25 protein-coding genes are annotated in these 25679 nt (G+C 73.5%); 13 read left to right on the top strand and 12 right to left on the bottom strand.

Features of this window, described 5'->3' with window-relative positions:
• Positions 1-452: 452 nt before the first annotated feature.
• Positions 453-734 (bottom strand): Lrp/AsnC ligand binding domain-containing protein, encoded by a 282-nt coding sequence (locus AB0M28_RS23440; protein WP_365408160.1) that lies wholly within the window; start codon positions 732-734, stop codon positions 453-455.
• 135 nt (positions 735-869) lie between these two features.
• Between AB0M28_RS23440 and AB0M28_RS23435 the strand changes: the two genes are divergently transcribed.
• The 5 genes from AB0M28_RS23435 (at position 870) to AB0M28_RS23415 (ending at position 6368) form a co-directional block, all read left to right on the top strand.
• Positions 870-1118 carry a hypothetical protein gene (locus AB0M28_RS23435; protein WP_365408157.1) on the top strand — a complete coding sequence of 83 codons (249 nt, stop codon included), beginning with the start codon at positions 870-872 and terminating at the stop codon, positions 1116-1118.
• A gap of 29 nt (positions 1119-1147) precedes the next feature.
• Positions 1148-2512 (top strand): NYN domain-containing protein, encoded by a 1365-nt coding sequence (locus tag AB0M28_RS23430; protein WP_365408154.1) that lies wholly within the window; start codon positions 1148-1150, stop codon positions 2510-2512.
• 341 nt (positions 2513-2853) lie between these two features.
• Complete coding sequence (locus AB0M28_RS23425; protein WP_365408151.1) at positions 2854-3873, top strand: NlpC/P60 family protein; 1020 nt, start codon at positions 2854-2856, stop codon at positions 3871-3873.
• A gap of 206 nt (positions 3874-4079) precedes the next feature.
• On the top strand, positions 4080-5108 hold the full coding sequence (locus AB0M28_RS23420) for an NlpC/P60 family protein (protein ID WP_365408148.1): 1029 nt from the start codon (positions 4080-4082) through the stop codon (positions 5106-5108).
• Positions 5109-5138: 30 nt separating this feature from the next.
• On the top strand, positions 5139-6368 hold the full coding sequence (locus AB0M28_RS23415) for a hypothetical protein (RefSeq protein ID WP_365408145.1): 1230 nt from the start codon (positions 5139-5141) through the stop codon (positions 6366-6368).
• Between the two features lie 53 nt (positions 6369-6421).
• Here the strand turns inward: AB0M28_RS23415 and AB0M28_RS23410 are convergent, their stop codons facing one another.
• From AB0M28_RS23410 to AB0M28_RS23380, 7 genes are all read right to left on the bottom strand, one after another.
• Positions 6422-7627, bottom strand: coding sequence for a hypothetical protein (locus AB0M28_RS23410; protein ID WP_365408142.1), 1206 nt, complete (start codon positions 7625-7627; stop codon positions 6422-6424).
• Between the two features lie 55 nt (positions 7628-7682).
• Positions 7683-8447: an endonuclease/exonuclease/phosphatase family protein gene (locus AB0M28_RS23405; protein WP_365408139.1), complete on the bottom strand. Its 765-nt coding sequence runs from the start codon at positions 8445-8447 to the stop codon at positions 7683-7685.
• 4 nt (positions 8448-8451) lie between these two features.
• Positions 8452-9396 (bottom strand): ROK family glucokinase, encoded by a 945-nt coding sequence (locus AB0M28_RS23400; RefSeq protein ID WP_365408136.1) that lies wholly within the window; start codon positions 9394-9396, stop codon positions 8452-8454.
• Between the two features lie 150 nt (positions 9397-9546).
• Complete coding sequence (locus tag AB0M28_RS23395) at positions 9547-9972, bottom strand: DUF5304 family protein (RefSeq protein ID WP_365408133.1); 426 nt, start codon at positions 9970-9972, stop codon at positions 9547-9549.
• 53 nt (positions 9973-10025) lie between these two features.
• The gene (locus AB0M28_RS23390) at positions 10026-11255 is read right to left on the bottom strand and encodes an ArsA-related P-loop ATPase (RefSeq protein WP_365408130.1); all 1230 of its coding nucleotides are present in this window, start codon (positions 11253-11255) and stop codon (positions 10026-10028) included.
• A gap of 2 nt (positions 11256-11257) precedes the next feature.
• Positions 11258-11713 carry an SRPBCC family protein gene (locus AB0M28_RS23385; protein WP_365408127.1) on the bottom strand — a complete coding sequence of 152 codons (456 nt, stop codon included), beginning with the start codon at positions 11711-11713 and terminating at the stop codon, positions 11258-11260.
• A 51-nt stretch (positions 11714-11764) separates the two neighbouring features.
• Complete coding sequence (locus AB0M28_RS23380; protein WP_365408124.1) at positions 11765-12526, bottom strand: metallophosphoesterase; 762 nt, start codon at positions 12524-12526, stop codon at positions 11765-11767.
• 72 nt (positions 12527-12598) lie between these two features.
• Between AB0M28_RS23380 and AB0M28_RS23375 the strand changes: the two genes are divergently transcribed.
• Positions 12599-14398, top strand: coding sequence for an AMP-dependent synthetase/ligase (locus AB0M28_RS23375; protein WP_365408121.1), 1800 nt, complete (start codon positions 12599-12601; stop codon positions 14396-14398).
• Positions 14399-14454: 56 nt separating this feature from the next.
• Here AB0M28_RS23375 and AB0M28_RS23370 read toward each other — a convergent pair whose 3' ends face one another.
• On the bottom strand, positions 14455-15666 hold the full coding sequence (locus tag AB0M28_RS23370; RefSeq protein ID WP_365408118.1) for a DUF5931 domain-containing protein: 1212 nt from the start codon (positions 15664-15666) through the stop codon (positions 14455-14457).
• 32 nt (positions 15667-15698) lie between these two features.
• Positions 15699-16460 (bottom strand): lysophospholipid acyltransferase family protein, encoded by a 762-nt coding sequence (locus AB0M28_RS23365; RefSeq protein ID WP_365408172.1) that lies wholly within the window; start codon positions 16458-16460, stop codon positions 15699-15701.
• A 133-nt stretch (positions 16461-16593) separates the two neighbouring features.
• On the opposite strand from AB0M28_RS23365, the gene AB0M28_RS23360 reads away from it, so the two are divergent.
• The 6 genes from AB0M28_RS23360 to AB0M28_RS23335 all read left to right on the top strand — a co-directional run bounded on the left by AB0M28_RS23360 (position 16594) and on the right by AB0M28_RS23335 (position 21559).
• Positions 16594-17424 (top strand): alpha/beta fold hydrolase, encoded by an 831-nt coding sequence (locus AB0M28_RS23360; RefSeq protein WP_365408115.1) that lies wholly within the window; start codon positions 16594-16596, stop codon positions 17422-17424.
• A complete protein-coding gene (locus AB0M28_RS23355) occupies positions 17411-17995 on the top strand; it encodes a hypothetical protein (protein WP_365408112.1) in 585 nt (194 codons plus the stop codon). The genes AB0M28_RS23360 and AB0M28_RS23355 overlap by 14 nt, the downstream gene beginning before the upstream one ends.
• Before the next feature lie 98 nt (positions 17996-18093).
• Positions 18094-19236 carry a glycosyltransferase family 4 protein gene (locus tag AB0M28_RS23350; RefSeq protein ID WP_365408109.1) on the top strand — a complete coding sequence of 381 codons (1143 nt, stop codon included), beginning with the start codon at positions 18094-18096 and terminating at the stop codon, positions 19234-19236.
• Positions 19237-19252: 16 nt separating this feature from the next.
• Positions 19253-19600 carry a DUF488 family protein gene (locus AB0M28_RS23345; RefSeq protein WP_365408106.1) on the top strand — a complete coding sequence of 116 codons (348 nt, stop codon included), beginning with the start codon at positions 19253-19255 and terminating at the stop codon, positions 19598-19600.
• A 114-nt stretch (positions 19601-19714) separates the two neighbouring features.
• Positions 19715-20362: a response regulator transcription factor gene (locus AB0M28_RS23340; RefSeq protein ID WP_365408169.1), complete on the top strand. Its 648-nt coding sequence runs from the start codon at positions 19715-19717 to the stop codon at positions 20360-20362.
• A gap of 168 nt (positions 20363-20530) precedes the next feature.
• Positions 20531-21559 (top strand): 6-phosphofructokinase, encoded by a 1029-nt coding sequence (locus AB0M28_RS23335; protein ID WP_365408103.1) that lies wholly within the window; start codon positions 20531-20533, stop codon positions 21557-21559.
• 60 nt (positions 21560-21619) lie between these two features.
• On the opposite strand, the gene AB0M28_RS23330 is transcribed toward AB0M28_RS23335, so the two are convergent.
• Both AB0M28_RS23330 and AB0M28_RS23325 read right to left on the bottom strand, forming a co-directional pair.
• Entirely contained in the window at positions 21620-23533 is a 1914-nt protein-coding gene (locus AB0M28_RS23330) for an anthranilate synthase family protein (RefSeq protein WP_365408100.1), read from the bottom strand.
• A 206-nt stretch (positions 23534-23739) separates the two neighbouring features.
• Positions 23740-24210, bottom strand: a complete 471-nt coding sequence (locus tag AB0M28_RS23325; RefSeq protein ID WP_365408097.1) for a hypothetical protein — start codon at positions 24208-24210, stop codon at positions 23740-23742.
• Between the two features lie 91 nt (positions 24211-24301).
• Here AB0M28_RS23325 and AB0M28_RS23320 point away from each other — a divergent pair, with 91 nt between their 5' ends.
• Positions 24302-25669: a class II 3-deoxy-7-phosphoheptulonate synthase gene (locus AB0M28_RS23320; RefSeq protein ID WP_365408094.1), complete on the top strand. Its 1368-nt coding sequence runs from the start codon at positions 24302-24304 to the stop codon at positions 25667-25669.
• Positions 25670-25679 lie beyond the last annotated feature (10 nt).

Raw genomic sequence — 25679 nt, 5'->3', positions numbered from 1 at the left:
GCCGAGGGATGCCTTCGGTGACCCTGCGGGGTGTGTCGGCTCCGCTGCGCTCCGCCGCCAAAGGCGCCCCTTTCCTGGGTGGACGGGCCCCTTCCGGGGTGACGGACTCCTTCCAGCCTGACCGGCCCCCTTCTCAGCGCGTCCGGCGTTTGAGGACTGAGGCGCGGAGCGCCGAATCGCGCCGCAGGCGCCAGCGCGCACCGCACCGCGCAGCGGGACCGGCGCCCATCCAGCCCGTCCGGCGTTTGAGGACGAGGCGCGCAGCGCCGTTCCGCGTCAGCCGGCGTGACCGCACCGGACCGTCCGGCTCGCGGGCGGAGCCCGTCGTCGGACGCAGCGGGGACAAGGCGCGCAGCCCCCCGCGCAGCGCCCGCGGCGGCGGCCCGCAGCAACGTGCCGGCAGGGCCGAGTGGCGGCGAGGGCGAGGGGCCCGGGGGTGCGCCCCCGGAGGCCTACTCGTCGAGGCCGATGGCGAACGCGGCCTCGAGGTCGTGCTGGCTGTACGTGCGGAACGCGATGTGCGTCTCCGTCGAAGCCACCCCCGGCACCTTGCTGATGTGCCCGGGGATGACATCCGCGAGGTCATCGTGGTGCGCCACCCGGACGACCGCGATGAGGTCGTGCGCCCCCGTCACGGAGTACACCTCGCTCACGCCCTCCAGCGCGGCGATCGCCTCGGCGATCTCCGGGATCCGGTCCACGCTGGTCTTGATGAGCACGATCGCAGTGATCATGACTGGTCGTCTCCCGTCTCCCGCCCGTCGCCGTGTCCACGCCGGGGCCGCGTCACTGTATCCGGCCGCCGTTTCCGGCGGCCCAGGCCAGTAGGGTTGCACACGAGACCCGACGACAGAGGATGGACCACGACGATGGCGGTACCCGTTCCCACGGCCGACACCCGTTGGCGCTGTGCCCTGTGCGGCAACCTGACGCGGTTCGACGTGACCCGTTCGTCCCGGACGGTGGAGTACGTCCACCTCGACCTGGCCGGTGAGGCGAAGGTCGAGGAGCGGGAGGTCCTCAGTGAGACCATCGAGTCGGTGCGCTGCCGTTGGTGCAACGCGGTGGACCAGATCGAGCTCGTGGACCGGCCGGGCGCGGAACCCGAAGCGAAGTAGCCGAAGCGAACGAAGAAGGTGACGGGCGGGTGGCGGAGCGTACCGGTGGTGCGGACCCCTCGCCGGACGAGGAGCAGACGTCCGGCGAGGCTCTCGACCGTCCTCTCCCCGAGGCCGTGCGACGGCGTGTCGTCGCCCTCGCCGGGGAGGGCTTCGGCGGTCTGACGGTCGCCGAGCTGCCCGCCCAGCTCCGGCAGTACGCCCGTTTCACCCCCTCCCGGCGGGCGAAGTTCATGGGCAACGCGATGGCCGCGGCCCTCGAGAACGAGCCCGTGTTCCGCCAGCGCATCGCCGTACGGCTGCGCGAACTGCAGCCGGAGCTGTCCGCGGCCGTGGAGGGCGGCAGCCCGCCCGCCGCCGCCGACCCCGTGGACGTCGCCGCCCTGGCCTACGTGCTGCGTCCCGACGGCTGGATCAAGCTCATCACCGCCGCGAGCGAGGAGGAGCAGCGCGTCCACGCCGAGAAGGTCGGCGAGGAGGCCAGCCGGGAGCTGGACCGGCTGCACCAGCAGGTGGCCGACGCGAAGACCGCGGCGCGCCAGGAGGCGGAGCGCGCCCGCTCCGAACACGACTCGCTCCGCAAGGAGAACGACGTACTGCAGCGCAAGCTGCGCTCGGCCCTCAGCGACGTCAAACGCGGTGAGGCCGCCGTACGGAAGCTGGAGGCGGAGCTGGCCGCCCTGAAGTCCGACTCCGCCACACAGCTCGGTGCGGCCGAGGGCGAGGCGCGGCGGCTGCGCTCGCGGCTGGCCGAGGCCGAGTCGGCGATGGAGGCCAGCCGGCGGGCGGTGCGCGAGGGGCGGTCCGTGGAGGACATGCGCGTACGGCTGCTGCTCGACACCGTCCTGGAGGCCGCGCAGGGCCTGCGCCGCGAACTGGCGCTGCCCCCGGCGGCGATGCGGCCCGCGGACACGGTGTCGGCGGTCGAGCCGGGGCAGATGTCGCCGAAGGACATCGCGGCCCGTGCCCTGTCGGAGACCGACCCGGCGCTGCTGGACCAGCTCCTGGCCCTCCCGCAGGCCCACCTCGTCGTGGACGGCTACAACGTCACCAAGACCGGCTATCCGACCATGCCGCTCGACAAGCAGCGGCTGCGGCTGCTCGGCGGCCTGGCGGTCCTCGCGGCCCAGACGGGCGCGGAGATGACGTGCGTCTTCGACGGCGCCGAGCTGGCGGCGCCCGTGCTCCTCGCCCCGCCGCGCGGCGTACGCGTCCTGTTCAGCAAGCCGGGTGAGACGGCCGACGAACTCATCCGCCGCCTCGTCCGCGCGGAGCCCTCCGGCCGTCCCGTGGTCGTCGTCTCCTCCGACAAGGAGGTCGCCGACGGTGTGGCGAAGGCCGGTGCGCGTCCGGTGGCGTCCGCGCTGCTGTTGAAGCGGCTGGCCCGTACCTGAGGACGGGCCGCCCGGGGCGCTGGGCGACATGGGCGGCATCATCTGGATCAGTGGGGTTGTGTGGCTGATGTCCGTAATTGCCCGGTGAAAAGCGGAGTTCGGAGTTCCAGCTTCATAGCACGACGTCAAGTCGCGGTCACTAGCTGTGTGATGTGAGTAAAGAATTGCGCCCTGAGGCGAGAAAATAGCCGCAAGGATTTGATCCGATCACAAGAGCATCACTAAGGTCGGGCCTCGAACCTTCGTACTGTCGATCACCCATTGGGGGTGGACGCGAGGGTCCCGCAGACACCGCGAAAGCCATCGCGGGCGACGCGGCGAAGGAAGAGGAGCTCGCCTCCGTGGCGTCCCACCGTCGACCTAAGCAGCCGAACCGCACCCGGGTGACCGTGCTCACCGCCGGGGCGGCCGCGGCTGTCGCGCTGACCACGCAGTCGGCTCATGCGGAACCGTCCAAGAGCGACGTCAAGAAGAAGGTTGACGCCCTCTACGAGCAGGCCGAGGCGGCCACCGAGAAGTACAACGCCGCCAAGGAGCGCCAGGAGAAGCTCACCGACCAGGTGGAGAAGATCCAGGACCAGGTGGCCCGCGGCCAGGAGGAGCTCAACGACCTTCGCGACGGCCTCGGCGCGCTGGCCGCCGCGCAGTACCGCGGCGGTGGCATCGACCCCTCCGTCCAGCTCTTCCTCTCGTCCGACCCGGACACCTACCTCGACCGGGCTTCCGCGCTGGACCAGCTCTCCACCAAACAGGCGGACGCGCTGAAGCAGATATCCGCCAAGCAGCGGACCCTGACCCAGCAGCGCCAGGAGGCCGGGCAGAAGCTCGAGGACCTCGAGGCCACCCGCACCGAACTCGGCAAGCGCAAGGCCGAGGTGCAGAAGAAGCTGGCCGCCGCGCAGAAGGTGCTGAACGAGCTGACCGCCGCCGAGCGCGCGGAGCTCGCCGAGGCCAACGCCGCCAGCCGCACCACCACCCGCCCGGACCTGGGCGGCGACGCCCCCGCCTCCTCGCGCGCGGCCGCCGCCCTCTCCTACGCCAAGTCCAAGGTGGGCCTGCCGTACGTGTACGGCGCCACCGGCCCCAGCTCCTTCGACTGCTCGGGCCTGACCTCCGCCGCGTACGCCTCGGCGAATGTCAGCATTCCCCGTACCTCGCAGGCCCAGTTCAGCGGTGCGGGCACCCGGATCTCCGAGAGCAACCTGATGCCCGGCGACCTGGTCTTCTACTACAGCGACCTGCACCACGTCGGCATGTACGCCGGCAACGGCCAGATCGTGCACGCCTCGAACCCGACGACGGGTGTGACGTACGCGCCGCTGCACAGCATGCCGTACATGGGCGCGGTCCGGGTCGGCTGATCCGGCGACGACAGCAACACGGCACGGGGCGGGGCACCTTGACGGGTCCCGCCCCGCGGCATGACATGCCGTCCGTTCGGGGGAATCCCCGCCACGCCGGATGACGCTCCGGGGCGGCGGTGACCTGCGGGGGATGGCGCAGTGTCACCTTCCGCGCCGCGCAAGGTCCTTGGACCCGGCGTGAGCGCGCCGTTACATTCTGCCGCGTGTCTTCTCACCGACGACCCAACGAACCGGTCGGCCTCCTGGGCCACCGCGGCGTCCGCGCCACGGTGCTCACGGCGGCCGCGGCCACCGCTGCGGCGACGTTCTCCGGCTCCTCGGCCGGGGCCGCCCCCCAGACCCGGCCCGCCAGCCCCGAATCGCGTGTGCAGGAGCTCTTCGCACAGGCGGAGCGGGCGACCGAGGAGTACAACGCGGCGAAGGAGCGCTCCGAGCGCCTCCACGACCAGGCCGAGCGGCTGCAGGACCGGGCCGCGCGCAGCGCCGCGGAGCTGAACGAACTGCGCGGCACCCTGGGCCGGCTCGCCGGAGCGCAGTACCGCTCCGGCGGCGTCGACCCCAATCTGAGCCTGCTGCTCTCGCAGGACCCCGACGGCTATCTGGAGCGGGCCGCCACCCTGGAGCGGATCTCCAGCCTGCAGACCGGCCGGCTGACGCGGATGCGGCAGGCCCAGCAGGCCCTGGAGCAGCAGCGGGCGCAGGCCACCGGCGTACTGGCCGATCTGGAGCGCACCCGCGACGTCCTCGCCGGCAAGAAGCGCGCCGTCGTCGCCAAGCTCGCCCAGGCCCGCCGGCTGGCCGCCTCGCTCCCCGGCATGGACGCGGCCGCGGCCAGCCGCAGCGGCGTGGAGCCGCTGCCCGGTTACGGCGCGGGCCTGCCGTCCTCCTCCCGCGCCGCGATGGCCGTGGCCGCAGCCCGCCGGGCGGTGGGCACCCCGTACGTCTGGGGCGGCACCGGCGGCGGCGGCTTCGACTGCTCGGGCCTGACGCAGTGGGCGTACCGCGAGGCCGGCGTCTCCCTGCCGCGCACCTCGCAGGGCCAGCGCTACGCCGGCCGCCGGGTGCCGCTGGGGCAGGCCCGGCCCGGCGACCTCGTGACGTACCGCGGGGACGCCAGCCACGTCGGGATGTACATGGGCAACGGCCAGGTCGTCCACGCGCCGTACCCGGGGGCGTCCGTGCGCTACGACCCCGTGGACATGATGCCCATCGCCTCCGTGACCCGGCCCTGAGCACCCTCCGGCTGCCCTACGATCGGTCGGGTGCACCACCTGAGCCGTTCCCTGACCGCCGCGCTGGCGCTGCTCGTCGTCTGCCTGACGACCGCCGCGCTCGCCGGCTGCGGCGGTCCCGCGGGCTCGGGGAGGCAGCCTCAGGAGGCCGTACAGGCCCTTCTGGACCGGCAGGCGAAGGCGCTCCTCGACCGCGACGAGCCGTCGTTCCTCGCCGCCGTCGACCCCCGGGCGGGGGACTACCGGACCCGGCAGGCGGCGCTCTTCCGCAATCTGACGGACGTGCCGCTGGCCGGCTGGGAGTACCGGCTCACCTCCCCGCCGCGGCGCGAGCCCTCCGGCCGGATACGGGCCGGGGCGGAGCTGCGCTACCGGCTGCGCGGATACGACGAGGCGCCCGTCACCGTCGAGCAGCCGCTGTACCTCAGCGAGCGCGGCGGACGCTGGTACGTGACGGGCACCGCGGCCGGCCCGCCGCAGCTGTGGGACGCCGGCCGGGTGCTGGTCGAGAGGGGCGCGCACAGCCTGGTGCTGGGCACCGGGACCGGGACGGCCGCCCGGGAGCGGCTCCGGGAAATACGTGACATCGCCGAGCGCTCCGTCCCCGCCGTCGACGACGCCTGGGACGGCCCCTGGGCGGGGCGGGTGGTGGTCCTGGCCCCCGCCACCCTCGACGGCATGGCGTCCCTGCTGGACGCCCCCGCCTCCGGATACCAGGGCATCGCGGCGGTGACCACGGGCGAGACCGGCGGCTCCGCGGCCCCCGCCGACCGGGTGGTGATCAATCCGGAGGCGTACGACAGCCTCGGCGGCGTCGGCCGGCGCATCGTGCTCACCCACGAGACCGCGCACGTCGCCACCCGCTCCGCCACCACCGCCGGCACCCCGCTGTGGCTCTCGGAGGGCTTCGCCGACTGGGCCGGCTACCTCGGCAGCCACACCACCGCCCGCCAGGCCGCACCGGAGCTGGCCCGCGCGCTGGGGCGCGGCGAGCTGCCGAAGACCCTGCCGGCGGACGACGACTTCCGCTTCGGCGGCGACGCGGACCACCTCGCGCGGGCGTACGAGGAGTCGTGGCTGGCCTGCGCGCTCATCGCCGAGCGCTGGGGCCCGGACCGGCTGCGCGCCCTGTACCGGGCGGTGGGCGCGGACAAGCGGCCCGGCGACGCGGTGGAGCGGGCCCTGCGGGCGGAGCTGGGCGTCGGCCGGGCCGAGTTCGTACGGCTGTGGCGGGCGTATCTCCGCGACCGCCTCGGCTGACCGGCGTCCTCCGTGATCGCCTCGGCCGGCGTCCGTCCGCCCCGCGCGACGCCTTACGGCGGCCCCGTTCCGTTCAGCCAGAACGCCCCGTACACCGCCGACACCACCGTCAGCGCGCCCGCCACGCACCACGCGGTCCGCGGCCGGGCGCGGGCCATCGCCTGTGCGGCGGGGAGCAGCAGGGGGAACGCCGGGAGCAGCAGCCGCGGCTTCGAGCCGATGAACCCCGACGCGCCCAGCGCCAGCACGACGACCGCCGCCGCGTACGTGAGCAGCGGCAGCGGCTGCCCCCGCCGGACGCACAGCACGAACACCCAGACCAGCAGGGCCACCCCCGCGCCGAGCGCCAGCCCCGCGAGCACGGCCGGTCCCGGGTCCGTCAGCCTGGCGCCGACGAACCGGGCGAAGGCCAGGCCCCCGTCGAAGCCGTTGCCCCACTCCGCCTGGATCTCGAAGTAGCCCAGTGGATCACCGGTCTCCGCCCCGACCCACAGCAAGAACCCGAGCCACCCCAGCGGCGCCAGCGCCATCCCGGCGAGCATCCGCCCCCGGCCCGGCGGGGGAGCGACGCCGGCCAGCAGCCGCCGTACCACCGGCACACCCCGCCGCCGCTCGTCCGCCGCCCACAGCACCGCGAGCCCCGTCAGCCAGATCGCGGCCACCACCGCCGCGCCCACCGGCCGCGTCAGCCCCGCGAGGGCCGACAGCGTGCCCGCCCACACCCAGCGGCCGCTCAGCACGGCGTACAGCGACCACGCCGCCAGCGCGGTGAACAGCGACTCGGAGTACGCCATCGACTGCACGATCCCCACCGGCAGCGCGGCCCACAGCACCGCCAGCGCGATCCCCGCCCGCGCGCCGTACAGCCGCTCCCCGATCGCGTACAGCCCGGCCGCCGCGAGCAGCGACGCCGCGGCGCTGACCACCAGCCCGGCGTCCGCGGGCGACAGCGGCGTCACCGCGGACAGCGCCGACTCCAGCCACGGCAGCAGCGGGAAGAACGCCATGTCGGACAGCACCCGGCCGTCCGGCGCGGTCAGCGTGAAGTCGTAGCCGTGCTCGACCACCCGCACGTACCAGAGCGAGTCCCAGCGCTCGGACAGCAGCGTGCGCACGTCCTTCGCGGGGCGGTCCGACCACAGGGCCAGGGTGGCGATCCCGAGCAGCCGGACGGCCGCGTAGAGCAGCAGCGCGGGCGCCGCGCGGCGCGGCAGGCGGGCTGCGGCGCGCCGGGGCACGGAGAGGGCGAGATCGGACACGCAGGCGATTATTCAGCACCGGGGGACGTGGGGCCGCGCGCCGGGTGCGGCGGGGTCACACCTCGCGGTCTGCCGGCACCCGCACCGCGGCCAGCACCGGGAGGTGGTCGGTGGCCGCCAGCAGATCCGCTTCCGTGACCCCCGGCAGGCCCGTCGGCACCCCGCAGCCCAGCACCTCCACGCCCCGGGAGGCGAAGAGGGCGTCGATGCGCTGGTGCGGGTCGGCGGGCGTGGAGGTGTGCTCCGTACCCCACGGCTCGACCGCCCAGCCGTCCTGCAGCTCCGCCGAGAGCCGGCGGAAGGAGCGGCCCTTCGGGCGTTCGTTCAGATCGCCGGCCACCACCAGATGCTCCGCGCCCAGCGTGCCGAGCCGGCCCAGCAGCAGCCCCGCCTGCTCGAAACGCTCGGCGGACGCCAGGCTCAGATGGCAGGAGACGACACCGAGGCGTGCGTGGGGGCCGAAGCGCAGCACCGCCATCGCCAGACCGCGCTGATGGAGCCCCGGGGTGCGGGGGAGGAGCACCTCCTCCGTGTGCTCCACATGCGCCCGCAGGGACGCCAGCAGCATCGGGCCGGCCGTCGTGGCCCCGCCCGTGACATACGTCAGCCCGGTGTGCCGGGCCAGCCGCGCCGCCTTCTTCCGCCAGCGGAAGAAGCGCGGCGCCTCCTGCACGCACACCACGTCGGGGGCGCAGGCCCGGATCACCCGGGCCAGCGCCGCCGTGTCGTCGCGCATGGAGCGGATGTTGTACGACAGCACGCGGACCACCGCCGAGCCCGCGGGCTCGGTGCGCGAGGCGGGGAGGTCCGCGAGCTCCATCCGGCTACCCCTGGCGGGCCAGGTCGGCGGCGCCGACGATGCCGGCGCGCCCGCCCAGCTGTGCGGCGAGCACGGGAGCCTGCGGGCGGCCCCACGTGTTGCCGACGAGCCAGCGGCGGAACGACTTGCGGATCGGCTCCAGCACCAGGTCGCCCTCGTCCGAGATGCCGCCGCCGACGATGAACGCCGACGGGTCGAAGAGGGAGGCCAGGTCCGCGAGACCGGCGCCCACCCAGCGGGCCAGCTCGCGGAAGGAGTCCACGGCCACCGGGTCGCCCTGGCGGGCGGCCTGGCTGATGTGCTTGCCCTGGATGCCCTGCGGGGTGCCGTCGCCCAGACCCAGCAGTATCTCCGCGGCGTCCGGGGTGGCCGCCGCGCGCTGCTGGCCGTACCGGACCAGGGCGCGGCCCGAGGCGTACTGCTCCCAGCAGCCCTGGCTGCCGCAGCCGCAGAGCAGGCCGTCCGGGACGACCCGGATGTGACCGAACTCGGCGGCGACGCCGTAGCGCCCGCGGTGCAGTCTGCCGCCGATGATGATGCCGCCGCCGATACCCGTACCGACGGTGACGCACACGACGTCGTCGTGGCCCTGTCCGGCGCCGAAGCGGTACTCGCCCCAGGCGGCGGCGTTGGCGTCGTTCTCCACGACGACGGGCAGGCCGACACGCTGCTCGACCTTGTCCTTGAGCGGTTCGTAGCGCCAGTTGATGTTGGGGGCGAAGAGAACGGTCGCGCGCTTGTCGTCCACGAAACCGGCCGCGCCGATGCCGACGGCCTCGATCTCGTACGCCGAGCTGGCTTCCTGGACGGCGGCGCAGATGGCGTCCACGACACCTTCGGGGGTCGCGGGGGTGGGCACCTTGCTGGTGTTGAGAATCGCGCCCTCTTCGTCGACCACACCGGCCGCGATCTTGGTGCCGCCGATGTCGACGCCGATGGTGAGTCCCATGTATCCCTCGGTTATTCGGTTCGAACCCCGCTGCAAGGGACTACGTTACCGGAGCACGCCACATGACCGGCCTGTGCAGGTTGCGGACGGTGCCGCTTTTGACCGGGCGGAGGGCGGTCGGCGGGCGGTTCGCGGGCGGGCCCGCGCCGCTCAGTCGAGGTCGATCCGTTCCGCGCCGCCGTCCGGTTCGTCCTTCGTCCAGCGGGCCTCGTCGCGCTGCACGGCTGCCCGGTAGGCGGCCACGAGCTCCTCCTTGGCGGCTGCCAGATGGTCGAAAAGCTCCGGATTGCGCTCGACCAGCGCCTCCGTCGCCTGCCGCGCCGTCACCACGAACTGGCGCGCCATCTCCTGCGCCGCGGACGTCGCGGCCCCGGCCGCGGCGGCGCCGGCCACCCGGGTCGCCGGGCCGGCGAACCGCTCCGCGACGGTGTCGAACAGCCGGCGCAGCTCCTCGGCGGCGGTGCCGGGCTGCGCGCCGTACTGCGCCTTGCGGCGCGCCTTCTCGGCGGCGAGGTCCTCGGCGCAGGCGTGCGCCCAGGCGTCGGAGTCGTGGGGGCTTTCGATGCGGTCCGTCATGTCTTCGACGGTACCCGAACGGGGGTGTGCGGTGAGGGGGTTGCCGGGCCGTTTCAGCCGCGGGGCCAGAGCGCGGGGTCCGGCGTGAACCGGACGCGGAGCTCCTCGTCGTGCAGCCCCGCGCGCTCGATGACGCAGCGGCGCAGGGCGGGCGGCAGGGGGAGGGCCCTGCGGTACGGGCCGACCGTGACGATCAGCTCGTCGCCGCGGCGGACCAGGCCCAGGTCCTCGCGCTCCGCGCCCGGGAGGGGCAGGCACCACACGAGGGCGCCCTCCGCGGCGAGGAGGTCGTCCACCCGCGGGTCCCCGCCGGGCACCCGGATGTCCGCGGCCGCGTCCGGCGGCAGCGCGTCCGCGAGCCGCCGCAGGTCCGCCGGCGTCTGCGGGTCACGGCCCAGATGGGGCACCTCGTACAGCGGGGCCTGGTCTCCGAGGTCCTTCAGGGCGCGGTGCTGGGACGCCGCCAGCTCCGCCAGCCACGGGTCCGGGGAGCCGGCCGGGAGGACGCGGTTGGCGATCACCGACTCCAGGGCCAGGCCGTGCAGGGCGAGCGCCGCCCGCAGGCCCGGGAGCTCCGCCGCCGCGCGGCGGCCGGGTTCCACCACGAGCCGTACGCGGACGTCCGGCGCCCGCACCGCCGACTCGGCGGCCGCGAGCGTCTCGTCCCAGCGCCGCGCCGCGTCGTACAGCTGCTCGGCGGGCGCGGGGACGCCCGCGAGCTGGGCCAGCAGCGGGCGCAGGGCGCGCGCGGCCTGGCGCTGCGGCGGGAGGAGGCGGGCCAGATAGCGGCGCAGCTGCTCGGGCAGGGCGAGCAGGCGCAGCGCCTGCGGGGCGGGCGGGAGGTCCACGACGGCCAGGTCGTACGAGCCGCTCGCGTCGGCGGCGGCGAGGGCGTGCAGCACGGCGAGGCTCTGCGCGCCCGCGAGGCCCGTCAGCTCCTCGTCCTCCAGCGGCACCGCGCCGAGGTAGTCCAGCGCGGCGGCGCCTCTCGCCTGCAGCGAGGCCATCCGGGTACGGAAGAAGGCGTCACCGTCGACCAGCACGGTGTCCGGCGCCGGGGTGCCGTCCGCGGGCTGCGGTCGCGCTCCCGGGGGCTCCGCCCCCGGACCCCCTTGTCGCGCCTGGCGGCGCTCGGCCTCAAACGCCGGCCGGGCTGGGATCGCGTCCGCGTCCGCCGTGATGAGGACGACGCGCGCGCCCGCGCGCCCCGCGCGCAGCGCGGACGCCGCCGCCACCGCCGTGCGGCCGGCTCCGCCGGAGCCGGTGACCAGGAGTGTGCGCAACGTCAGCCGGCCGAGCCCGTGACGCTCTCCACCCGGGCCTTCAGTCCGGGCAGCGCCCGGTCGATGATGACCTTCTCGACCTTCCGCTTCAGCATCCCGAACATCGGGATCTTGAGGTCGACGACGAGCTGGTAGGTGACCTCGGTCTGCTTCCCGCCGGCGAGCGGCCGCAGCGCGTACGAGCCGTCGAGCGCCCGCAGAAGCTGCGCCTTGACCAGCGTCCAGCGCACCTCGCTCTCACCGGACCAGGTGTAGCGCAGGACGTAGTCGTCCTTCAGCCCTCCGCCGTCGAGAACCATCCGCACCTGTTCCGGCCGCCCGTCCGCATCCGTGTCGAGCACCTCGGCCTGCTTGACCTCGCCGGCCCACTCCGGGTAGCGCTCGAAGTCCGCGATGACCGCCATGACCTCGGTGGGCGCGGCGTCGATCGTGATGCTGGAGCTGGTCTGTTCTGCCATCGGCCTCGGTCTCCTCGGTCCGCCCTTATGTTCAGGCAGCGTACCGACGTCTTACCACTCCAGCGCCCACGGGGTGCCCCGGGCCGCGAAGTGGCCGACGTTGACGCACTCGGTCCGCCCGATCCGCATCCGCCGCGCGAGCGGCTGGTGGACGTGCCCGAAGACGGCGTAGCGCGGCCGCACCGCGTGGATCGCGTCCAGCAGCGCCTGGCTGCCGCGTTCGAAGCGCCGCGCCACCGTGTCGTAGCAGAGCTCCGGTACGAGCGGCGGGATGTGCGAGCAGAGCACGTCGACGTCGCCGAGGGCGGCGACCTTCGCGGCGTACTCCTCGTCGTCGATCTCGTACGGCGTCCGCATCGGCGTGCGCAGCCCGCCGCCGACGAAGCCGAAGACCAGGCCGCCTATCTCCACGCGCTGGCCGTCCAGAACCGTCGTGCCGGGGCGCGTGAACTCGGGCCACAGCCGGGGGACGTCCACGTTGCCGTAGGTGGCGTACGTCGGGGCGGGGAACGCGGCGAAGAGCTCGGCGTACTGCTTGCGCACCGCGCCCTCGATCAGCGCGTCGCGGTCCAGGCCCGCCCAGAGCGAGCGGCCGAACTCGCGCGCCTCGTCGAAGCGCCGGGCGGTGCGCAGCGCCACGATCCTGGAGGCGTTCTCCGTGCCGAACAGATCGGGGAAGATGCCGCGCGAGTGGTCGGCGTAGTCCAGGAAGAGGATCAGGTCACCGAGGCAGACCAGGGCGTCGGCCCCGTCCCCCGCCCGCGCGAGATCGGAGACATTCCCGTGCACATCGCTCACCACATGGACCCGCATACGATCACCCTAGGCCAGACACCAGGCGATAGGGTCGTCCCGTAAAGCCAGTGCGCCTGAGGAGCATGCCGCGTGCGTGAGTACAGCCTTCCCGCCTTGTACGAGGTCCCGGCGGACGGCAATCTGACGGATCTGATCCGCCGCAACGCCTCCGTGCACCCCGAGGTGGCGGTGATCGCCCGGAGGGTGGACGGCGGGGCCTGGGAGGACGTCACGGCGGCGCGGTTCCTCACCGAGGTGCGGGCGGCGGCCAAGGGCCTCATCGCGGCGGGTGTGCGGCCCGGGGACCGGGTGGGGCTGATGTCCCGCACCCGGTACGAGTGGACCCTGATGGACTTCGCCATCTGGAGCGCGGGCGGCGTCACCGTCCCCGTGTACGAGACCAGCTCGGCGGAGCAGGTCCAGTGGATCCTGGGCGACTCCGGCGCGGTCGGGATCGTCGTGGAGACCGCGGAGCACGAGGAGACGGTCGCGTCCGTCCGGGACGGGCTCGCGGACCTGCGTGAGGTGTGGCGCATCGACGGCGGTGCCGTGGCGGAGCTGGCCGCCGCGGGTGCCTCCGTCACCGACGAGCAGCTGCACGAGGCCACGACGGCCGCCGGCGCGGACGACCCCGCCACCATCGTCTACACCTCGGGCACCACCGGCCGGCCCAAGGGCTGCGTGCTCACCCACCGCAGCTTCTTCGCCGAGTGCGGGAACGCGGTGGAGCGGCTGCGGCCGCTGTTCCGCACCGGGGACTCCTCGATCCTGCTCTTCCTCCCCCTCGCGCACGTCTTCGGACGGCTGGTGGAGGTCGCGACGGTGCTCGCCCCCATCAAGCTGGCCCACACCCCCGACGTGAAGAACCTCACCGACGACCTGGCCTCCCTGAAGCCGACGCTGCTGCTCGGCGTGCCGCGCGTCTTCGAGAAGGTCTACAACTCGGCGCGCGCCAAGGCCCAGTCGGACGGCAAGGGCCGGATCTTCGACCGCGCGGCGGACGTCGCCATCGCCTACAGCCGCGCCCTCGACACCCCCGGCGGGCCGTCGCTGGGCCTGCGGCTGCGGCACCGCCTCTTCGACAGGCTCGTGTACGGCAAGCTGCGCGCCGTCCTCGGCGGCCGGGCCACGCACGCGATCAGCGGCGGCGCGCCGCTGGGGGAGCGGCTCGGCCACTTCTACCGGGGCATCGGTTTCACGGTCCTGGAGGGCTACGGGCTCACCGAGTCCTGTGCGGCGACGGCCCTCAACCCGCTGGAGCGGCAGAAGATCGGCACGGTCGGCCAGCCGCTGCCGGGCGCGACGATCCGGGTCGCGGACGACGGCGAGGTGCTGCTGCACGGTGAGCACCTCTTCGCCGGCTACTGGAACAACGAGGCCGCCACAACGGAGGCGATGGCCCACGGTTGGTTCCACACCGGTGATCTGGGGGCCCTGGACGAGGACGGCTACCTCACGATCACCGGCCGGAAGAAGGAGATCATCGTCACCGCCGGCGGCAAGAACGTCGCCCCCGCGGTGATCGAGGACCGGATCCGCGCGCACGCGCTGGTCGCCGAGTGCATGGTGGTCGGCGACGGCCGCCCGTTCGTGGCCGCGCTCGTGACCATCGACGAGGAGTTCCTGGCCCGCTGGGCGGTGGACCACGGCAAGCCGGCCGGGTCGACGGCGGCGTCCCTGCGGGACGATCCGGACCTCGTCGCCGCCGTGCAGCAGGCCGTCGACGACGGCAACGCGGCGGTGTCGAAGGCGGAGTCGGTGCGGAAGTTCCGGATCCTGGACGCGCAGTTCAGCGAGGAGTCCGGACATCTGACGCCGTCGCTGAAGCTGAAGCGGGCCGTGGTGGCGAAGGAGTTCGCGACGGAGATCGACGCGCTGTACGCGAAGTAGGCGGGGGCGTACGCGAATCAGGCGGCGGCGTACGCGAGTCCGACCGCCCGCGCCCCTCAGCGCGGGGCCCTCAGCTCAACCTCCGTGCCCTGGCCCGGGACCGAGACGAAGTCGGCCGTGCCGCCGATGTCGCGCATGCGCCCGCGGATCGACTGGGCGACGCCCAGGCGCCCTTCGCCCTCCGCCGCCGCGAGGCGGCCCGCCGGGATACCGGGGCCGTCGTCGCGGACCGTGACCAGCACCGCGTCGGGTTCGTCCTCCAGCAGGATCCACGCCCGGGCGTCCCCGCCCGCGTGCCTGGCGACGTTGTCCAGCGCGGCCCCCACCGCCGCGGCGAGTTCGCGGGCCGCCGGCGCCGGCAGCAGCACCGGCGTCCCCGGCTCGGCGTACGAGACGCGCGTGCCGGCGTATCCGGCCAGCAGGGGACGCAGATCCACCGGGCCCGACGGCTCAGGATCCGGGGCGGGCGCCGGGGTACGGGGCCGCAGCAGGCGCGCGCGCCGACCCGCCCGGGCGGTCGCTTCGTCGTCCGCGCCGGGCGGACCGCTCGGCCCGCCCGCGACCAGCGTGCGCAGCGCGACCTCCTGCTCCCCGGCGAGCGCGCCCAGCTCCGCCGCCTCGCCCCCGATGGCCGCCCCGCGCCGCTGCACCATGCTCAGCACCTGCAGCACGCTGTCGTGGATGTCGCGCGCGAGCCGCTCCCGCTCCCGGGTCGCGGCCTCGATCTGCAGGGCCCGGGCGAGCGTGCGCTCGGAGACGCGGGCGACCTCGACGATGTAGCCGATGGCCGTGGACGCGACCATCAGCAGCACGATGTTGTGGATGTTGCCCTGGACGATCGAGCCCCGCTCGACGATGTTGGAGATCCCGATCGCCGTGGCCGCCCCGGCGCCCCAGCGCCAGCCGCCCTTGATCGCGAAGCCGAGCACCGCGCCGGCCGTCCAGATCGACGGCAGCGTCGCCTCACCGGCGAGGATGCGCTCGTCGGTCTCGACGGCCATCGTCAGCAGGATGCCGGTGAGCGCGACGGAGATGTCGGCGAAGAGGAAGCGGAACGTGCAGCGCTCGGCCGAGGACACCCGCCGGAACGTGGCGGCGGTCCACACGGTGAGCACCCCCATGAACGCCCAGCCGAGCCCCGGGCGCAGCACCTCGTCCTGCCGCATCGACCATCCGGTCAGCGCGTACACGAGCGTCAGCACCCGGAACCACGTGAGCGCCGTCCACAGCGGCTGCTCCACGGACATCCGCACGGGCCCCCTGGCCATGCCCCCCACCCCCTGCCGGACGCGGTCGCCGGCTACGCTGCGTCTTTCGCGTCCTTCGCGTCCTTCGCTTCCTTCTCCGCCTTCTCCCGCTCCGCCTTCTCCAGCTTCGCCGCCTCCGCGATCTGGCGCTTGGCGGCGGTGGCGTAGATGTCGACGTACTCCTGGCCGGAGAGCTTCATGATCTCGTACATCACCTCGTCGGTGATCGACCGCAGTACGAAGCGGTCGCCCTCCATGCCCTGGTAGCGGCTGAAGTCCAGCGGCTTGCCGATCCGGATGCCGGGCCGCATGAGCTTCGGTACGACCTGGCCCGGGGGCTGGATCTTCTCCGTGTCGATCATCGCGACCGGGATCACGGGCGCCCCGGAGCCGAGGGCCACGCGGGCCAGCCCGCCGGGCTTGCCGCGGTACAGGCGGCCGTCGGGCGAGCGGGTGCCCTCGGGGTAGATGCCGAAGAGCTCGCCGCGCGCCAGCACCTCCAGGCCGGCCTTGATCGCCGCCTCGCCGGCGCCGCGGGCACCCGAGCGGTCCACGGGGACCTGGCCGACGCCCTTGAAGAAGGCGGCGGTGAGCTTGCCCTTCACGCCGGGCGTGGTGAAGTACTCGGCCTTGGCGATGAACGTCACCTTGCGGTCGAGCACCGAGGGCAGGAAGAAGGAGTCCGAGAAGGACAGGTGATTGCTGGCCAGGATCGCCGGCCCGGACGCGGGGATGTTCTCCATACCCTCGACCCACGGGCGGAAGGCAACCTTGAGCGAGTTGCCGATGGTCATCTTCATCGCGCCGTAGAACAACCTCATTACCTCCCTGGCCTGACGAGGAGACCTTAACCTGCCCGGCCGGGACCGTCCCCTCCGGCGGTACTGTGGGGTATCCGATCCGAATGCGTCACCCCCTGGTTGAAGATCTAGTGAGACGGAGACTCCGGTGCCGGTCCTCCCCGGAGCCGAGCCGTTCCGCCGAACAGGCGATCCGGTCGGCGTCCTGCTGTGCCATGGCTTCACGGGCAGTCCGCAGAGTCTGCGGCCCTGGGCGGAGTACCTCGCCGCACGCGGACTGACCGTCTCCCTGCCCCTGCTGCCGGGCCACGGCACGCGCTGGCAGGACATGCAGCTCACCACCTGGCGTGACTGGTACGCCACGGTGGACCGCGAGCTGCGGTCGCTGCTCGACACGTGCGAGCAGGTGTTCGTCTTCGGTCTGTCGATGGGCGGCACGCTCGCGCTGCGGCTGGCCGCGGAGCACGGCGACGCGGTCTCCGGCGTGGTCGTGGTGAACCCCGCGAACAAGCTGCACGGCCTGGCGCCGAAGTTCCTGCCCGCCGTCCGCCACCTGGTGCGCACCACGCCCGGCGTCGCCGACGACATCGCCAAGGAGGGCTCGCACGAGCTCGGCTACAACCGGGTCCCGCTGCACGCCGCGCACTCCTTCCAGCAGCTGCTGCGGGTCGTCGACGGTCAGCTGCCGCAGGTCACGCAGCCGCTGCTGGTCCTGCACAGCCGGGTCGACCACGTGGTGGCGCCGGTGGACTCCACCCGGGTGCTGAGCCGGGTGTCGTCCACGGACGTCACCGAGACGGTCCTCGAGCGCAGCTACCACGTGGCGACGCTGGACCACGACGCCGAGCGGATCTTCGAGGACAGCTACGCGTTCGTCACCCGGCTGAGCGGGCACGGGGCGCCCGCGGAGAAGAAGGACGAGGTCCTGGTGGACGCCGTGGAGGCCGGAGAGGAAGAGGCGGCAAGTGGCGGAGCGTAACCCAGCCGGGGACCCCGAGGAGACCCGGGCCCAGGAGCCGGCGCCCGACGACGCCCCCGCGGCGGAGGGCCGGACTCCCGCGGCGGAGGGCCGGACCCCGGCCGACGGCGTACCGGAGCCGCTGGACGAGGAGGCCGCGTGGGCGCAGATCGTGGCGTCCTTCGGCGAGGAGGCCAAGGAGCCCCCGCACGAGCCGCCCGGCGGGGCGTCCCCCGCGGACACCCCGGACCACGTGCGCAGCATCACGGTGCTCCCGGCCGGCAGCGGCCCGCGTGACTGGGGCGCGGCGGAGTCCTCCGACGACGACTTCGACGAGTCGGACGAGGGTCACTTCGTCCAGCCCGACCCGGAGCTGCCGGAGGCGGACACGACCGCCAAGTTCGCGTGGATCGCGGTGCTGGGCGGGCCGCTGCTGCTGATCGTGCTGGTGCTGCTGGGCGAGCCGATCACCTGGTTCTGGGCCCTGCTCGGCATCGGCGGCTTCTTCGGCGGCTTCGCGACGCTCATCGCCCGGATGCGGCCAGGCGGGGAGGACGACGACGATCTGCCGGGAGGCGGGGCGGTGGTCTGAGGGGTCGGCCGGGGGACGACGCCCGCCGGCAGGGCGGCCGGGGGACGACGCCCTCCGGCACCGTCGCCCGCCCGGGCCCCGTTGTACTGTCGGCTCCGATGCACAAGACCCTGATCGTCACCAACGACTTCCCGCCCCGCCCCGGCGGCATCCAGGCGTTCCTGCACAGCATGGCCCTGCGCCTGGACCCCCGGCAGGTCGTCGTGTACGCCTCGACCTGGAACCGGACCGCCGAGGGCCGGTCCGCCACCGCGGCGTTCGACGCGGAGCAGCCGTATCCGGTGGTCCGCGACCCTACGACGATGCTGCTGCCGACGCCCCGGGTCACCCGGCGCGCGGTGGAGCTGCTGACGGAGCACGGCTGCGAGTCGGTGTGGTTCGGGGCCGCGGCCCCGCTGGGCCTGATGGCGCCGGCGCTGCGCCGGGCGGGCGCGCGGCGGATCGTGGCGACGACGCACGGCCACGAGGCGGGCTGGGCCCAGATGCCGGTCGCCCGTTCCCTGCTCCGGCGGATCGGTGAGGGCACGGACACCCTCACCTACCTCGGCGAGTACACCCGCTCGCGCATCGCGCGCCCGCTGACCCCGGCCGCCGCCTCCCGGATGGTCCAGCTGCCCCCCGGCGTCGACGAGAAGACCTTCCACCCCGGGTCCGGCGGCGCGGCCGTCCGCGAGCGCCTGGGGCTCACCGACCGGCCGGTCGTCGTGTGCGTCTCGCGGCTCGTCCCCCGCAAGGGGCAGGACACCCTGATCCAGGGCTGGCCGCGGGTGCTGCGCGCCGTCCCGGACGCGGTGCTGCTCATCGTCGGCGGGGGCCCGTACCAGGCCGACCTGGAGAAGCTCGCGGCCACCACCGGCGTAGCGTCCTCCGTCCGCTTCACCGGCTCCGTCGCCTGGGAGGAGCTGCCCGCCCACTTCGGCGCGGGCGACGTCTTCGCCATGCCCTGCCGCACCCGGCGCGGCGGTCTCGACGTGGAGGGCCTCGGCATCGTCTACCTGGAGGCGTCCGCGACCGGCCTGCCTGTCGTGGCCGGGGACTCCGGCGGCGCGCCGGACGCGGTCCTGGAGGGCGAGACGGGGTACGTCGTCCCCGGCGGCTCGCCGACGGCGGCCGCGGAGCGGATCGCCGAGCTCCTCCTCGACCCCGCGCTGCGCGCGCGGATGGGCGCGCGGGGACGGGAGTGGGTGGAGGAGAAGTGGCGCTGGGACCTGCTGGCGGAGAGGCTGAGATCGCTGCTGTAGCCCAGGGAGGCCGCCGATGGACGTCCGTATCCGCCGTATCTACGAAGCACCGTCGCCCGACGACGGTGCCCGCGTGCTCGTGGACCGCCTCTGGCCGCGGGGCGTCCCGAAGGAGGCGGCCCGGCTCGACGACTGGCCGAAGGCGCTCACACCGTCGGACGACCTGCGCCGCTGGTACCACGGCGACGGGGGCGACTTCGAGGAGTTCCGCCGCCGTTACGACGCCGAGCTGACCGCCCCGGAGGCCGCCGAGGCGCTGGACGCCCTGCGCGTACGGGCCGGGGCCGGCCGGGTCACGCTCCTGACCGCGAGCAAGGACGTGGAGCACAGCCACGCGGCGGTCCTGCGGGACCAACTGGGCTGACGCGGCCCCGGGCCCGGCCCCGCATCCCCGTTCCCCCGCCTGCGCGGTAGCCTCTGCCTGCGACGACGTAAGGGGGAGACCGACGTGAGTGCGGAACCGGACGGCATCAAGGTGATGGTCGTGGACGATCACCCCATGTGGCGGGACGCCGTCGCGCGGGACCTCGGCGAGGCCGGGTTCGACATCGTCGCCACCGCCGGGGACGGCCCGCAGGCCGTACGGCGGGCCAAGGCGGCCGCGCCCGACGTCCTCGTACTGGACCTCAACCTGCCGGGGCTGCCCGGCGTACAGGTCTGCAAGGACGTGCTCGCGGAGCGGCCCGAGACCCGCGTCCTCGTGCTCAGCGCCAGCGGCGAGCACGCCGACGTACTCGAGGCCGTGAAGTCCGGTGCCACCGGCTATCTCGTGAAGTCCGCCAGCACCGCGGACCTCGTCGACGCCGTCCGCCGCACCGCGCACGGCGACGCCGTCTTCACGCCGGGCCTGGCCGGCCTCGTGCTGGGGGAGTACCGCAGGCTCGCCACCGAGCCGCCGCCCGCCACCCCCGACGATCCGGCCGTACCGCAGCTCACCGAGCGTGAGACGGAGGTGCTGCGGCTGGTCGCCAAGGGGCTGTCGTACAAGCAGATCGCCGAGCGGCTGGTGATCTCCCACCGCACCGTGCAGAACCACGTCCAGAACACCCTCGGCAAACTCCAGCTGCACAACAGGGTCGAGCTGGTCCGCTACGCCATAGAGCGCGGACTCGACGACGAGGACTGACCGCCGGCCCCAACCGGACACCCGGACACCCCCATTCGCTCCTTCGGGTGGACGTGACCGGCCAACTCCCCGTCATCCCAAGGGAAGACCGCGCCACCCCATCCCGTGTGACGTGGATCACCGTTAGCGTGGGCGCCAACGGATCGATCCGTCAGAAGGGAACACGTGATGCGGGTAGGAGTACTGACCGGTGGCGGTGACTGCCCCGGGCTCAACGCGGTCATCCGCGCCGTCGTCCGCAAGGGTGTGCAGCAGTACGGATACGACTTCATCGGCTTCCGGGACGGCTGGCGCGGTCCCATGGAGGGCGACACCATCCCCCTCGACATCCCCGCGGTCCGCGGCATCCTGCCGCGCGGCGGCACCATCCTCGGCTCCTCGCGCACCAACCCGCTGAAGGTGGAGGGCGGGATCCGGCAGATCAAGGAGAACCTCGTCAAGTACGAGGTGGACGCGCTGATCGCGATCGGCGGCGAGGACACCCTCGGCGTCGCCGCCCGGCTCGCGGACGAGTACGGCATCAGGTGCGTCGGCGTGCCGAAGACCATCGACAACGACCTCTCCGCCACCGACTACACCTTCGGCTTCGACACCGCGGTCAACATCGCGACCGAGGCGATCGACCGGCTGCACACCACCGCCGAGTCGCATATGCGGGTCCTGGTCGTCGAGGTGATGGGCCGGCACGCCGGCTGGATCGCCCTGCACTCGGGCCTCGCGGGCGGCGCCAACGTCATCCTCATCCCCGAGCAGCGCTTCGACGTCGCCAAGGTCTGCGCCTGGGTCGAGTCCCGCTTCAAGGTCCGCTACGCGCCGATCGTCGTCGTCGCCGAGGGCGCGATGCCCAAGGACGGCGACATGGTGCTGAAGGACGAGTCCCTGGACGCGTTCGGCCATGTCCGGCTGTCCGGCGTCGGCGAGTGGCTGGCGAAGGAGATCGAACGCCGTACGGGTAAGGAGGCCCGTACCACCGTCCTCGGCCATGTCCAGCGCGGCGGCACGCCGTCGGCCTTCGACCGCTGGCTGGCCTCCCGCTTCGGCCTGCACGCCATCGAGGCGGTGCAGGACGAGGACTGGGGCAAGATGGTCGCCCTGCGCGGCACGGACATCGTGCGGGTGCCGCTGGCGGAGGCGACGGCGAAGCTGAAGACCGTCAGCCCGGAGGAGTACGCGGAGGTCGAGGTCTTCTTCGGCTGACCCCGCGACCGGCTCACAGGAGGGTGCCGCCTGTCCGGCACCCTCCTGTCGTACGGCCGTTCAGCCCACCAGCACCCCGGCCAGCAGCTCCCGCACCACCGTCGCCCCGTCCAGCGTCAGCACCGACTCCGGGTGGAACTGGACGCCCGCGAACCCCGGCCCGCGCAGCGCGTGCACGTCGCCCGTGGCCGGGTCCCGGCTCAGCTCCACCCGGTGCAGCGCCAGCTCCCGCGCCGTCGCCTCGTCGCAGCGCGCGGTGAACGTGTTGTAGAAGCCGACCGTCTCCGCGCGCCCGAAGAAGTCGATGTGCTCCTGCGCGCCCTGGAACGGCACGTCCTTGCGCACGATGTCCAGCCCCAGCTCCGCGGCCAGCAGCTCGTGGCCGAGGCACACGCCCAGCAGCCCGTGCCGGTGGTTCTTCACCAGCCCGGCCGCCAGCTCGCGCAGGAAGCGCATCTTGGGGTCGAAGGCGTCGTTCGGATCGCCGGGTCCGGGGCCCAGCACCACCGGACCCTGGTGGCCGAGCGCCGCCTCACGCAGCCCCGGTACGTCGTACCGGACCACCGTGACCGTGTGCCCGGCCGCCCGCAGCAGGTGCGCCAGCATCGCGGTGAAGGTGTCCTCCGCGTCCACGATCAGCACCGGCTGCCCGGCGGACGCGGGCGGCAGGTCCTGCATCCGCAGCCAGAACGGCGCCAGGTTCCTCCGCCGCGCCGCGAGCGCCGCCTGCACCTCGGGGTCGTCGGCGAGGCGGGGCCGGTCGCGGTCCGCTCCGCCGGCCGCCGGCCGCACCCCGAGCGCCGCCAGCACGCCCGCCGCCTTGGCGTGCGTCTCGGCGACCTCGCCGGCCGGGTCCGAGCCGCGCACCAGGGTGGCGCCGACCGGCACCTTCAGCCCGCCGTCCGCGGAGATGTCCGCCGTACGCAGCAGGATCGGCGAGTCGAGGGTCTGCGCACCCGAGGCGTCCCGGCCGACGAGGGCGAGCGCGCCCGCGTAGTAGCCGCGGCCCTCCTCCTCGTACCGGGCGATGACCCGGCAGGCGTTCTCCACCGGCGAACCGGTGACCGTCGCCGCGAACATCGTCTCCTTCAGCACCTCGCGCGCGTCCAGCGAGGTGCGGCCGCGCAGCTCGTACTCGGTGTGCGCGAGGTGCGCCATCTCCTTCAGTCGGGGGCCGACGACGACGCCGCCCCGGTCGCCGACGGTGCACATCATCTTCAGCTCCTCGTCCACGACCATGGAGAGCTCCTCGATCTCCTTGCGGTCGTGCAGGAACGCCAGCAGCCCGGCCCGGTCCGCGCCGCCCTCGGGGTAGCGGTACGTCCCGCTGATCGGGTTCATCACCGCGGTGCCGCCGGACATCCGCACATGCACCTCGGGGCTCGCCCCGACCAGCGTCCGCTCGCCCGGGCGGTGGACGACGAAGGTCCAGTAGGCGCCCTGCTCGCCGGTGAGCAGCCGCCGGAAGAGGGCGAGGGCGTCGGCCGCGCCGTAGCCGTCGATCCGGCCGTGGAAGGTCCGCCGGATGACGAAGTTCGCGCCCTCGCCGGTGCCGATCTCGTCCTCGTACACGCGGCGCACGATCTCCTCGTACTGCGCGTCGGAGACGTCGAAGGCCCCGCCGTCCACCCGCACCCCGTGCGCGGGCAGCGCCTCGAGGAGCTCCTCCAGCGGGAGCTCGTACGCCTCCTCGGGCCGCAGCACGGCGAGCGGCGTGCCGTCGTCGCGGGCCTCGAAGCCGCGCTCGCGGATCTGCCGGAACGGGATCATGACCAGGGCGTCGCTCACGGCCTCGCCGCGGACGCCGTAGACGAGGGGGACGTCGGCGAGCGTCGCCACCTCGATCACGGGCCCGGTGAGCACCTCCACGACGCCCTCGGGACGGCCGGGGGTGCGTCTGTGGAGCAGGGCGAAGGGCGCGGTGTCGGGTGAGAGCAGCTTGCCGACCAGGTCCTCGGCGGACTGTGGGGACATCGGGGGCGTTCCTTCCGTACGTGGGAGGAGGGAACGACCGCCGGAAACGCCGAAGGCCGCCCCTCGGGCGGCCTGTGCGTCGTCGTGGTTACGTCGTCACGCGCACGTCTGGAGGGCCGCCGTGGAACGGGGCCACCACCAGGACTGGGTCGAGTGCGCGAACATGCGGGGAAGCGTAGCGCATCCGCGGCGGCGGGGGCGGTACGTCAGTCCCAGGTGCCGTAGACGTAGACCGTGCCGGAGCCGGGGTCGACGACGACGGACGCGCTCTCCTCGTCGGGCACCTGCGCGGTCAGCGGCGCCCTGATCAGGTCCAGTCGCCAGTCCTCGTACGGCCCGCGCTCGTCCGCGAGCCCACCGAGCCCGGGCACGAGCCGGTACGCCGGACTGTCCGGGTACTCGGCCGTGCGCTCTCCCCACCAGGGCGCCACCCGGTCGGCGGGGAGGGTGAAGCGCATCCACATCTCGCCCCGCATGACGAAGCCGCTCGCCTGCGCGCACTGGACGTCCCGCGCGTCCGGCGGCGGTGGCCGGAAGATCCGGGCGCACTCCTCGGGCCGGGGCTGTACCGACAGTCCGAGCCCGAGTACGGCGAACATGCCGGCCACCGCCAGCGCCAGCAGGACGCCGAGGCAGGCGGCCACGCAGCCTGTGGGCTTGAGACCGTACGAGTCCATGTCATGTGCACCGTATCCACATGCCGTGACGCCTGTCTCACGGACTGGTCGGCTACCGGTGCGAACCGGGCGAGCCCGTACCCTTGGGCAGGTGAATGCCAATGCTCAGCTCGAGACGACCTCCGACGACGCCGCCAGCGCGCAGTCCTGGCGTGACCTGCCCGCCGCGCAGCAGCCCGAGTGGCCCGACGCCCAGGCCCTGCGTGACGTGATCGCCGAGCTCGAGTCCTATCCGCCTCTCGTCTTCGCCGGCGAGTGCGACCAGCTGCGCGACCGGATGGCCTCCGTGGCCCGCGGTGAGGCGTTCCTGCTGCAGGGCGGCGACTGCGCGGAGGCGTTCGACGCCGTGTCCGCGGAGCACATCCGCAACAAGCTCAAGACGATGCTGCAGATGAGCGCCGTCCTGACGTACGCCGGCTCGGTGCCGGTCGTGAAGGTCGGGCGGATCGCCGGGCAGTACTCCAAGCCGCGCTCCAAGCCCACCGAGACCCGCGACGGCGTCACCCTCCCGGTGTACCGCGGCGACTCCGTCAACGGCTTCGACTTCACCCCCGAGTCCCGCAACCCGGACCCCAGGCGCCTCGCGCGGATGTACCACGCCTCCGCGTCCACGCTGAACCTGGTGCGCGCCTTCACCACCGGCGGCTACGCCGACCTGCGCCAGGTCCACGCCTGGAACCAGGACTTCGTGAAGTCGTCCCCCTCCGGCCAGCGCTACGAGGCCCTGGCCCGCGAGATCGACCGCGCGATGAACTTCATGAACGCCTGCGGGGTGGACCCGGAGGAGTTCAGGACCGTCGAGTTCTTCTCGTCGCACGAGGGGCTCATCCTCGACTACGAGTCGGCGATGACCCGCGTGGACTCCCGTACGGGCGAGCTGTACGACGTCTCCGGCCACATGATCTGGATCGGCGAGCGCACCCGCCAGCTCGACCACGCCCACATCGAGTTCGCCTCCCGGATCCGCAACCCGCTCGGCGTGAAGCTCGGCCCCACCTCCACCGCGGAGGAGGCGCTGACGCTGATCGACCGGCTGGACCCGGACCGGATCCCCGGCCGGCTGACGTTCATCACCCGGATGGGCGCGGACAAGGTCCGCGACCGGCTCCCCACCCTGATCGAGAAGGTCACCGCGCAGGGCGCCCAGGTCGCCTGGGTCTGCGACCCGATGCACGGCAACACCTTCGAGGCGGCCTCCGGCCACAAGACGCGCCGCTTCGACGACGTGCTGGACGAGGTCAAGGGCTTCTTCGAGGTCCACAAGGAGCTCGGCACGCACCCGGGCGGCATCCACGTCGAGCTCACCGGTGACGACGTCACCGAGTGCGTGGGCGGCGGCGACGAGATCTTCGTCGACGATCTGCACCAGCGCTACGAGACGGCGTGTGACCCCCGCCTCAACCGCTCGCAGTCGCTGGACCTCGCGTTCCTGGTCGCGGAGATGTACCGGGACCAGTGAGGGCGTGCGG

It is taken from the genome of Streptomyces sp. NPDC051940 (genome assembly GCF_040680895.1).
Taxonomy (GTDB): domain Bacteria; phylum Actinomycetota; class Actinomycetes; order Streptomycetales; family Streptomycetaceae; genus Streptomyces.
Note: the sequence above shows the minus strand (reverse complement) of the source record. Positions and strands in the feature narration are given on the sequence as shown.

Bases quoted from the DNA above. Each gene is read 5' to 3' on its own strand.
- AB0M28_RS23440 (WP_365408160.1), bottom strand. From the start codon at position 734: ATGATCACTGCGATCGTGCTCATCAAGACCAGCGTGGACCGGATCCCG.
- AB0M28_RS23435 (WP_365408157.1), top strand. From the start codon at position 870: ATGGCGGTACCCGTTCCCACGGCCGACACCCGTTGGCGCTGTGCCCTG.
- AB0M28_RS23405 (WP_365408139.1), bottom strand. From the start codon at position 8,447: ATGGAGCTCGCGGACCTCCCCGCCTCGCGCACCGAGCCCGCGGGCTCG.
- AB0M28_RS23400 (WP_365408136.1), bottom strand. From the start codon at position 9,396: ATGGGACTCACCATCGGCGTCGACATCGGCGGCACCAAGATCGCGGCC.
- AB0M28_RS23395 (WP_365408133.1), bottom strand. From the start codon at position 9,972: ATGACGGACCGCATCGAAAGCCCCCACGACTCCGACGCCTGGGCGCAC.
- AB0M28_RS23385 (WP_365408127.1), bottom strand. From the start codon at position 11,713: ATGGCAGAACAGACCAGCTCCAGCATCACGATCGACGCCGCGCCCACC.
- AB0M28_RS23380 (WP_365408124.1), bottom strand. From the start codon at position 12,526: ATGCGGGTCCATGTGGTGAGCGATGTGCACGGGAATGTCTCCGATCTC.
- AB0M28_RS23370 (WP_365408118.1), bottom strand. From the start codon at position 15,666: ATGGCCAGGGGGCCCGTGCGGATGTCCGTGGAGCAGCCGCTGTGGACG.
- AB0M28_RS23350 (WP_365408109.1), top strand. From the start codon at position 18,094: ATGCACAAGACCCTGATCGTCACCAACGACTTCCCGCCCCGCCCCGGC.
- AB0M28_RS23345 (WP_365408106.1), top strand. From the start codon at position 19,253: ATGGACGTCCGTATCCGCCGTATCTACGAAGCACCGTCGCCCGACGAC.
- AB0M28_RS23340 (WP_365408169.1), top strand. From the start codon at position 19,715: ATGGTCGTGGACGATCACCCCATGTGGCGGGACGCCGTCGCGCGGGAC.
- AB0M28_RS23335 (WP_365408103.1), top strand. From the start codon at position 20,531: ATGCGGGTAGGAGTACTGACCGGTGGCGGTGACTGCCCCGGGCTCAAC.
- AB0M28_RS23330 (WP_365408100.1), bottom strand. From the start codon at position 23,533: ATGTCCCCACAGTCCGCCGAGGACCTGGTCGGCAAGCTGCTCTCACCC.
- AB0M28_RS23325 (WP_365408097.1), bottom strand. From the start codon at position 24,210: ATGGACTCGTACGGTCTCAAGCCCACAGGCTGCGTGGCCGCCTGCCTC.